A 9,652-nucleotide genomic window follows, 5' to 3' on the forward strand; every position below is an offset into this window, starting at 1 on the left:
AATCTTCGGTCCCGTCGTTGCAGTCCTCGGATTCGACAAGCCGGAGGAAGCCATCCGTATCGCCAACGAAAGTGAGTACGGGCTCGCTGCGACCATTTGGTCCCGCGACATCAACACCGCACTTAAGGTTGCAGGCTCCGTTCGAGCCGGCACCGTCGCCGTCAACGGCTACAGCGAAGGCGACATCACGACCCCGTTCGGTGGCTTCCACACCTCCGGCTTCGGTGGTCGCGAGAAGGGCCTGGAAGCCTTCGACCAGTACACCGAGCTGAAGACCGTCTGGATCACCCTGCGCTAGGCGCCTCGCTCAACGCTTTTGGGGGCACTGCCTGCGATCACATGTCGCAGGCAGTGCCCCAAAAGACCCTCATCAACAACGCTGTTCCGAAGTCGTGCGAGACGACCCTGGTTGTCGCACCACGGGATCAGTCCGGAAGTGGCGGAAATGGTACAGCCACTGGGTCTCCCCACTCATCGGGTCCCGGTGCACCACCGCGGCAACAGAAAGACCACGATGACAGCCACAGCAATCCAAACAGCCTCAACTGGCAACGGATCTAGCCGGCGCCCGATTCAGGAACATCGCCCGGCTTCATCCTTTGAGCCCGTCAAATCGGGCTGCGAAGAGGCCCCATGCAGATTCTGCAATATCCCCGAAACCGACTGACCGATTGAAGGGACAGGAAGTGACCGATGTGAATGGCTGGAGCGACCTCCAGGTCGGAGACTGCGTACGCGTCCGCCAACAATATCCTCACATGGAACAACTCGCGGTTATCGATGAATTTACCCGGGACCGCGGAGCCGTTTGGGTCCGCTTACTGGATCTCAACGAACGTAGACTCATTCTCTCCGACGACGGCGTGGAAGTCCTCCGGCTCTCCTAGTTTTTTCAAGCCGCCAAGGCCCCCTCGCAACGTGGGGGGCCTGAGCCATTTATGTTCCGTTCGGCAAGGAGCAGAGTGTTCAAAACAGGCGGGCCAGGTCCTCGACGTGGTCGACCCTTTCGGTCTCAATACCGGAGAGTTCAGAAGGCCCGATGCGTCCAGGTCGATTGCCTGATCCAACGGGTAACGGGTCGGAGGTAGAACTAAGTCCAGTGATGACTGCCTTTTGACTCGCCGGCGTCCCGCCCCCGGCACACGGAACTACTCGCTAAAGGAGAACATGACTACAAGCAATGCGACTGCGGGAAGCAGGACCAGGACCGACGTTCAAAAGGGAGCCGCTACAGTCGGCGCGGTCCTCCTAATCACCGGCATCTTCGGCTTCATCCCCGGAGTCACTGATCAAATTGATCAGCTGCGCTTTGCGGGACATGACTCCAAAGCCTTGCTCCTGGGCGTATTCCAAGTATCCGTTCTGCACAATATCGTGCACCTGCTCTTTGGCGCCGCTGCCCTGTGGCAGGCCCGCACTGCATCCGGGGCCCGCAGCTGCCTGATGATCGGCGGAGCCTTCTACCTGGCCTTCTGGGTCCATGGCCTGATCATCAACCGCGACTCGGCCGCTAATTTCCTGCCGGTGAATAACGACAGCAACTGGCTGCATCTGATCCTCGGCCTCGCCATGACCTCAATGGCAGTGTTCCTCACCCGCCGGCCGGGCCCGGGACAACCCAAGACGCAATAGCCCAGCCGGTAAAGAACGACAGGTGCGTACCCGGCATCGCCGTCCTGGCCCGCCACTTCCGCGACGACCCAGCACCGCCTCCTAAGATCTAGTTTCTGGCGCTTAGGATTCGGCGAGCGATTTGGAGGAGAAGGGAAGCGCGGTGTGACGCCGGCGGCCACCAAGCTCCCAGGATCTTGGGGCTGCATGGCACACACCTGGCTCCCTCTACTAGCACATCGGATGTAACAGGTAGTACGTTATACAACACGAGTGGAATCAGGAGGCGCAGTTGCCTTACGCCGATACGGGGTCAGCGCGGTTGTATTACGAGCTCACGGGGCCGAATCAGGGGGAGCCATTGCTCCTGATCCACGGACTGGGGGAGCAGTTGATCGGTTGGTATCCCGGGTTCTGTCAGGCACTCCTGGAGCAGGGATTCCGCCTGATTCTGATTGATAACAGGGATACAGGCCTCTCCTCGAAGCACCCCGGTGTCGAGTACACGCTCGTGGACATGGCCAATGACATTGCTGGCCTACTGGATGTCCTAAAGATTCAGTCAGTTCATGTAGTTGGCCAGTCAATGGGCGGAATGATTGGGCAAATCCTCGCCATCACGCATCCAAAACTCGTACAGAGCCTCTGCCTCATCTACTCGGCACCGGACCCGGCCTACCTCCTAGAAGATGATGAGGAAGTCCGTGCCCTTTTGGACCAAGAGCCGGCCCACGACCGTGAGTCTGCCATCCGTCAATGGATCTCGAGCGAGCAGATCTCAGGCCTCGAGGGATTCGAGGAGGACTGGATCGAGGAATTCGCCGCGGCAATCTACGACCGAAGCTACTGCCCTGACGGCTTCGAACGGCAGGCGCGTGCCCTGCGCAGCTGCCCCGACCTGAGCCTGCAGCTGCCGCACCTGCGCATGCCCACAGCAGTGATTCATGGGCGCGATGATCGGTTGATCAGTTTCCGGGGAGGGATTGCCTCTGCGGTTGCGATCCCAAATTCGGAACTGCACATCTATGCCGAAATGGGACATCAGATCATCCCAGAGCTTTGGGAGGATTTCGTGCGTGTGATTGGCCGCAACGCGCGACGCGCCCCGCTCTCAAGCGACTTCCAGCCAGGGTCCGGCCCTTCGGACGAGCCGAACGCCCAGGCTGCAGGTACACCGGCTGAATCAACTATTCGACGCGGAGGTAGCGATGGCCATCGCTAGCTGTACCAACTGCTGGTCCGGACGGCCGACTACAGTGGCCCCGGAGGGATACGCGGGATTATCCGGCGAATGGTCGCGACGGCGCCCGGGACGAGACGGCATGTCGCGTAAGCATTGCGGCAACGAGGGGCTAGATCCGTCCGCCCCGATCATGGCCACATCCCTGGGCCCCCAAGGGCTGCACTCTTTGACCGCTAGGCTCTCGGTCTTTCCGAGCCGGTCCCTTACCCGGAACGACAAACGAATCTCATGATGCCGCCCATTCCTCCTAGCCTTCGCCGCGCCAGGGTGGCAACAGCTGTCTTATTCTTCGTTGCTGGCCTGACGCTTGCGGTCTGGGTGGTTAACATCCCCGCCGTCGAACAAAAGACCGGCATTTCTCATGCAGTCTTGGGCGGCCTATTGCTGCTGCTCGGTCTCGGATCCTTCATAGGAATGATGGTCGCCGGACCACTAGTCGACCGCATCGGCAGCCGGCGGGCTTCCCTGATCGCCGTCCTTGTCCTCATCGTGGGAGTCAACCTCCCCGGCCTGGCAGATGAGCCATGGCAACTCGGAGGAGCGCTGCTCATCCTGGGTCTTGGCACCGGTTCGATTGACGTTGCCATGAACGACCAAGCCGTCATCGTCCAACACGCCTTCGGCCGGCCCATCATGTCCAGCTTCCACGCCTTCTTCTCGCTCGGCGGCGGAGCCGGAGCCCTGCTCGGGGCCGGCCTTCAGGCGAGCGGGCTCTCCTTGGGCTGGTCTTTGGGAACCGGTGCCGTCATTGCCGGCATTCTTGCAGCCAAATCGTACCCAGCGCTGTTAGACACGGAGACAGAAAACAAAACGGAGACCACCGCCGGTGAACATACGGCTATCGACACGCCTGGCGTGCGCGGACGGCGCTCAACGAGCATCGTCCTGGCTTGCCTGGCGTTCCTCATGATGCTCTCGGAAGGGACCGCAAACGATTGGAGTGCCCTCCATGCGGTTGACCATCTCGGTCAGTCCGACTCGGCCGCCGCGCTCACCTACGGCTCATTCGCCGCGGCGATGACAATCGGTCGTTTCACAGCAGACTTCGTCGTCGGCCGGTTCGGGCCGGTCAAGGTGGTGCGCGCAGGCTCATTACTTGCGGTCATGGGCATGATCACTGTCGTCTTCTCCCCGGCATACGTCCTGACCCTCATCGGATGGGGTGTGTTCGGACTCGGCCTTTCGGGTATCGTGCCTCAGATTTTCACGGCGGCCGGCAACTTGGGGGGCGCAAATCGAGGAGTCGTAATTTCCCGCATTGTTGGGGCCGGTTACCTTGGCCTCCTAGCGGGTCCCGCAATCATCGGCTGGGTTTCCCAGGGGATCGGGCTTACCTTCGCCCTCGTTCTACCGGCCGCCTGCTGCGTCGTGGGCGTCATACTTGCAGATCGAGTGGCGGTTGGCGCGTCCACAATCGGCGAAGATCCCATTGATGTCACGTCTGAAAGGGCCGGCTAGCCGGGGAACGATCGTGCAGCTTCGAGTGGGAGGACGGCACAGAGGCGTTCGGCAGCAGGAGCTTGGCCCCGGCCCTAAGGGTAAAGGGAATCGGATGTGGGGGGATACTCACGGAGCAATAAACGTGATCTCCCTCCGGTGTCGGCCATCAACGACGTTCAGGCGCCTACCTCTCTTTGATGACGAGGGATCAGCTTTTGTCGTGAGGGCGACCTGTTCGCGCCCAAAGGCGAACTCCTGCTTCTCCATAGCAAGCGAGAGGATATTGCCCCGAAGGCCGGCCTTTGGTCGCGCTTCTAACTTTGATCCCCGTCAGTTTTGCCTGTCATTGCTGTGCCTGCGGAATGGGCTTCCTGCGGGGCTATTAGGGTCTCGATGTGGCCTAGGTGCCGGGCCATGGCTTCTTCCGCAGCTTTTGGATCCCCGGCTTTCAACGCCTCTATGACCTCCTGGTGTCCTGCCAAAGAGGTCGCCTTGCGCTCGGAGCCCTGGAAGCCCAGACGTCGGGAGGATTCCGCCCACTTGCTGACTATCCTGATCAGTTCTGACAGTAGAGAATTCCGCGCCAGATCTGCGACCTTCACATGGAATTGCACGTCCAGCTCGAGCAGTTTCGTTGCGCTGGACTCTGTTGCCGCACGCTGCAACAGTTCCTCCAGCTCTTGGATGTCCGATGGGCTGGCCTTCGTCGCAGCGAGCGAAACGATCGCCGGCTCAATCGTTCTGCGCATTTCCATAATTTCCGTGAAGTCGCGACGTGCTTCCCCCAGGGCGGACGACAGCTGTGTCTCCTGGACGTTGGTAGTGGAATCAACTACGACGGTACCGCGGCCTGGGCGACGGGTGACGAGCCCGCGGAGTTCGAGCTCCAGCATGGCTTCCCGCAGTGTGGTTCTTGAGACCCCGAGGCGGGAGGCCAATTCGCGTTCGGGAGGTATCTTTTGGCCGCGGGGAAGCTCGCCTCGACCGATCATTAGCTCCAGCTCGGCAGCTAAGTTGCCGCCTATGGATGTCCAACTTGTATTTATGCCCGACCAGTCCACCACGAAGGCACCATTCTCTCGGAAGACTCTTGTCTCTGATTGTAGTTCATGGCATATTGGTTGGACCAATAGACCAGTGAAGAGCCTCACACCTGCTCTCGCTACTAGACCCGGGCTTTGGGAAGCCCTCGTCACCCCTCCACATCTTCACCACAATCCACGCTCCCGGCGGCGAGAGCCTCCGCCGCCAGGGCCAACAGCATAGGTATGGGTATGCAGAAGAACTTGGTTTCCACCAATCCAGGCGTAGTTGCGACTGGTCAGAAGAAAAGCATGAGGACTGTGGCTCTCAGTGCTTTCACCGGGACGGCGCTCGAATGGTACGACTTCGGGCTGTACGGATGGGCTTCAGCGCTGGTCTTCCAGCAGCTGTTCTTCGTCACTGACGACCCCTTCCTCAGCATGCTCGGGTCATTCGGATCATTTGCGGTCGGCTTCTTCGCTCGCCCGCTGGGAAGCATCATTTTCGGGCACATGGGCGACCGCACCGGCCGCAAGTCGATGCTTATTATGACGCTTGGGCTGATGGGGGTAGCCACCTTCCTGATTGGCCTCCTTCCGACATTCGAAACGGCGGGCGCCTGGGCGATAATCCTGCTGACGCTGCTCCGCATCGTGCAAGGCATAGCCGTCGGTGGGGAGTTCGGCGGTGCTGCACTGATCACCGCGGAGCACGCGCCCCGTCGGCAGCGCGGATTCTGGACAAGCTCCACGGCAGCAGGAGCACCGGCTGGTTTGCTGCTTTCGTCTGGAGTCTTCTTTCTTTTCTCCGCCCTTCCGGAGGATCAGTTCCTGACCTGGGGCTGGCGGGTACCCTTCCTCCTGAGCGCGGTTGTCTTGGCGGTCGGCATGCTGATTCGCTTGCGGGTCCAAGAGACCCCGCTCTTTAAGGCCCTTGAGGATGCACCGAAAGCCGATCACATCCCGATCGTTGAACTGTTGAAGAACCATAAATCCATCCTCTTTCGAGCCGTCGGCGCGCGCCTTGTGGATGCCGCAGCCGCCAATGTTTTCACTGTTTTTGCGGTTTCCTTCATCGTCTCCACGACAGGAGCGTCCCCGGGGCTCTCGTTGGGTGCAGGAGCTGCGGCAAACGCCGTCCATTTGGTCCTAATACCTGTTGCAGCGGCACTCTCGGACCGAATTGGCCGGCGGCCATTGGTCATCACCGGCGCAGTTGTGATGGGACTGATGGCAGGACCGGGATTCATGCTCATGAGTACCGGCAATGACGCCCTGATCATCCTCGGTGTGATCGTAGCGTGGCCATTGGCCAGCGTCCTGATTATCGGCCCGACACCCGCGATGTTGGCGGAGCTGTTCCCGACGCATATCCGGGCAAGCGGCACTTCCTTCGTCTACCAGCTCCAGACTCTGATTGCCGGTGTCACGCCGCTGATTGCTACCGCCTTGCTAATGGCGGGCGGGGGTCAGCCCTGGCTGATCGTGGCGTATATCGCACTGCTCGCTGTCATTACGGCTTCCTGCGCCGCGTCCCTGCCGGAGGTGGCAGGCCGCGACTTGAACCAGGACCTTCCCTCACGGCGGGGACGGTCAACCGTCCCAGCCACAAACCGATAGAAAGAAAAAAATGAGCTCTTCGTGGGACTTCAGCAAGCATCTGCGCCGACCGAACATCGTTGGATCCACCCATGGCATAGCTGCCGGCCATATTCTGGCGAGCCAAGCAGGACTTCAGATTCTCGAGAATGGCGGAAACGCCATCGATGCCGGGGTTTGTGCAGGTCTGGTACTCAACGTCGTCGAAAGCCAGCAATGCAGTTTCTCGGGCGTGGCACCCATAATCGTCTACCTGCGCGATACAGATCAGGCAATCTCGATTGATGGACTGGGGACTTGGCCGGCCGCCGCAAGCATCGAAAGACTGACAGAGCAAGGCCATGACCATGTTCCCGGCGGCATCGAAGCCACCGTCGTTCCGGGTGCCCCCGACGCCTGGATAACTGCCCTGGACCGATACGGCACCCTATCGTTCGCCGAGGTGGCGGCCGCCGCCATTCGGTATGCGCGTGACGGCTTCTACATGTACGACGGAATGGCCCAGACGGTCGCCGCGCGCGAATCGGAGTTCCCTGCGGGCACCGAGGCGCACCGCATCCTGTTTCCGGGAGGGGCTGCACCTGTCGAAGGACAGTTGTTCAAGCAAGTGGATCTTGCGGACAGTCTGACGTATATGGCCGATGAAGAAGCAGCTGCCAGCGGCAAGGGACGTTCTGCCGGCCTGAAGGCAGCCCGTGATGCCTTCTACAAGGGTGATATCGCCAAAGCCTTTGTCTCGTATCATCAACGCCACAACGGGTTGCTGACCATGGAAGATCTCGCCGAGTACAGCGTAAGCATTGAGGAACCGCTCAACGTCGACTTCCGCGGAACGCGCGTCTATTCATGTGGCCCGTGGTCACAGGGACCTATGCTCCTTCAGCAACTCAACGTCCTGCACGACATCGACCTCGAAGGTCTCGGCCACAATTCAGCCGGATATATCCACACTCTGGTTGAAACTATCAAACTCGTTGCTCAAGATCGGGAGCGATTCTACGGTGACCCGAAATTCGTGGATGTTCCCCTGCCGCATCTGCTGTCTGCAACGCATGCGGCAGAGCTGAGGAACCAGATCGACCCGAAGCGGGCAAACACCTTCACCGACCCGTTTGCGAACGACAACGGCCTGGTCACGGCGGGGGAATCGGGCCGTCTTTACAACGACACCACCTACGTCAGTGTCGTGGATCAATGGGGCAATGCCTTCTCGGCCACACCCAGTGACGGGGTAATGCATCTGTCCCCCGTAGTTCCGGGTACTGGAATGGCGGTCTCTCCTAGGGGCGTTCAGTCGCGCCTCAACCCGGCGCATCCCGCCGCTCTGGGGCCGGGACGACGTCCTCGGCTCACTCCCAACCCTGCCTTGGCCCGTCATCGGGATGGAACCGTCATGCCGTTCGGCACTCCGGGCGGAGACCTCCAGACCCAGGCCATGCTGCAGTTTCTGCTGAACCATACGGTCTTCGGAATGAATCCACAGCAGGCAATCGAGGCTCCTCGGGTCTATTCGTACGACTTCCCTGATTCGTTTGCACCCCATAGGCGCGAACCTCGTGTGGTGCGGGTTGAGGACCCTTTCCCGGCCTCGGTGGCTGATGAGCTTACTCAGCGGGGGCACGTTGTAAAGCCCTGGCCGGTAACTGAATGGCCCCTAACCAGTGTGACCGCAACGAGCAGCCAGTTCGCGGAGGGTCGGATCACCGCCGCTGCAGATTTCCGCAGACACGCCTACGCGTTGGGAAGGTGAACTTACACGTCGTCTCCCCAAGGTACCTCCTGCCCTTGGCAAGGGCAGGAGGTACCTTTCCACCGACCATCGAGGATTGATGTGACTCACCGCTTTTCGCTGTCGACCAGCAGGCTCCACCTGACGTTAATGCTGGCCCTAACCTTCTCTACGGGCGTGTGCGACGCTATCGGATTTCTTGGACTCGATCGCGTATTCACAGGAAACATGACCGGAAACATAGTGTTGATTGGCATGGCCCTTGGTGGAGGCGGGGAGCCCGCGCTCCGGCCGGCCATAGCGCTTCTCACCTTCGTGCTGGGCGCGGCGTTCACGGGTGTTTGGCTGAGAAACGCGGCTTCGGGATGGACCAACCGGATCAGTGCAGCACTTACCTGTGCTGCCGTGCTCCTGACTTCCCTCGCGGTAGTGCTTGCCGTCGCCGGGGAACCATCAGGTTTCGGTGGACATGCTGCTACGTCCGTATTGTCTCTGGTTATGGGGCTCCAAGCTGCTGTGGCCCGGAAAGTCAAAGTAGCCGAGGTCAGCACTGTGGTGGTGACCTCCACAATCACGGCCTTGGCGGCCGATATCGGAGGCAGACCAGGACCAGATGCATTGTGGGTACGCCGGACCCTGGCCATAGGGCTCATCCTGCTAGGTGCCGTCGCCGGTGCCGCCTTACTGCTGGTTGGTGCCTGGACCGGAGTGGCGCTGTCTGCTGCTATCACTGCTGTGGTGGCGCTAAGCGGATCCCTTCGTTCGCGCTCAGACAGATTGAACCAAGCGCGGGACGAAGAGCCGGAGAGGATCAGCGTGTAAGAAAGGCCTGCTTGCGGGGCCTTATGCGGACCTGGCTGCTTGGGTCCTGCTGTCGGGTGTAGCGGCGGTTTCCTTGCGGGCTGGCTCCCGCCCGCTCCCTCCTGAATCGGAAGGCGTAAGAGGCTTGGGCATTTTTCCTAGGAAAAGGCCGGAGAAACGTGTCTGGGCCGCCGGCAGGAACTTGCC

Annotated in this window: 8 protein-coding genes; 7 read left to right on the top strand and 1 reads right to left on the bottom strand. The window is 60.4% G+C overall.

All coding sequences use genetic code 11. From position 1 onward, the window contains the following. The 4 genes from D477_RS07035 to D477_RS07055 all read left to right on the top strand — a co-directional run. Nucleotides 1–298, top strand: a 298-nt coding sequence (locus tag D477_RS07035) for an aldehyde dehydrogenase family protein (protein WP_005268317.1), incomplete at its 5' end; no start/stop codon positions are given. An 869-nt stretch (nt 299–1,167) separates the two neighbouring features. Next, the gene (locus tag D477_RS07045; protein ID WP_043846028.1) at nt 1,168–1,632 is read left to right on the top strand and encodes a DUF4383 domain-containing protein; all 465 of its coding nucleotides are present in this window, start codon (nt 1,168–1,170) and stop codon (nt 1,630–1,632) included. A 271-nt stretch (nt 1,633–1,903) separates the two neighbouring features. Next, nucleotides 1,904–2,833 carry an alpha/beta fold hydrolase gene (locus D477_RS07050; protein ID WP_005268320.1) on the top strand — a complete coding sequence of 310 codons (930 nt, stop codon included), beginning with the start codon at nt 1,904–1,906 and terminating at the stop codon, nt 2,831–2,833. 288 nt (nt 2,834–3,121) lie between these two features. Continuing rightward, entirely contained in the window at nt 3,122–4,312 is a 1,191-nt protein-coding gene (locus D477_RS07055) for an MFS transporter (protein ID WP_202804084.1), read from the top strand. 296 nt (nt 4,313–4,608) lie between these two features. Here D477_RS07055 and D477_RS07060 read toward each other — a convergent pair whose 3' ends face one another. Further along, nucleotides 4,609–5,490 (bottom strand): FadR/GntR family transcriptional regulator, encoded by an 882-nt coding sequence (locus D477_RS07060; protein ID WP_337587553.1) that lies wholly within the window; start codon nt 5,488–5,490, stop codon nt 4,609–4,611. A 78-nt stretch (nt 5,491–5,568) separates the two neighbouring features. On the opposite strand from D477_RS07060, the gene D477_RS07065 reads away from it, so the two are divergent. The 3 genes from D477_RS07065 to D477_RS07075 all read left to right on the top strand — a co-directional run bounded on the left by D477_RS07065 (nt 5,569) and on the right by D477_RS07075 (nt 9,466). Then, nucleotides 5,569–6,936 carry an MFS transporter gene (locus D477_RS07065; protein ID WP_190273535.1) on the top strand — a complete coding sequence of 456 codons (1,368 nt, stop codon included), beginning with the start codon at nt 5,569–5,571 and terminating at the stop codon, nt 6,934–6,936. Nucleotides 6,937–6,946: 10 nt separating this feature from the next. Then, nucleotides 6,947–8,665: a gamma-glutamyltransferase family protein gene (locus tag D477_RS07070; protein ID WP_005268324.1), complete on the top strand. Its 1,719-nt coding sequence runs from the start codon at nt 6,947–6,949 to the stop codon at nt 8,663–8,665. Nucleotides 8,666–8,746: 81 nt separating this feature from the next. Next, nucleotides 8,747–9,466, top strand: a complete 720-nt coding sequence (locus D477_RS07075; protein ID WP_005268325.1) for a YoaK family protein — start codon at nt 8,747–8,749, stop codon at nt 9,464–9,466. The last annotated feature ends 186 nt before the right edge of the window (nt 9,467–9,652 follow it).

The sequence above is a fragment of the Arthrobacter crystallopoietes BAB-32 genome, from assembly GCF_000328305.2.
Lineage (GTDB): Bacteria > Actinomycetota > Actinomycetes > Actinomycetales > Micrococcaceae > Crystallibacter > Crystallibacter crystallopoietes_A.

Bases quoted from the DNA above. Each gene is read 5' to 3' on its own strand.
- D477_RS07045 (WP_043846028.1), top strand. From the start codon at position 1,168: ATGACTACAAGCAATGCGACTGCGGGAAGCAGGACCAGGACCGACGTT.
- D477_RS07065 (WP_190273535.1), top strand. From the start codon at position 5,569: ATGCAGAAGAACTTGGTTTCCACCAATCCAGGCGTAGTTGCGACTGGT.
- D477_RS07070 (WP_005268324.1), top strand. From the start codon at position 6,947: ATGAGCTCTTCGTGGGACTTCAGCAAGCATCTGCGCCGACCGAACATC.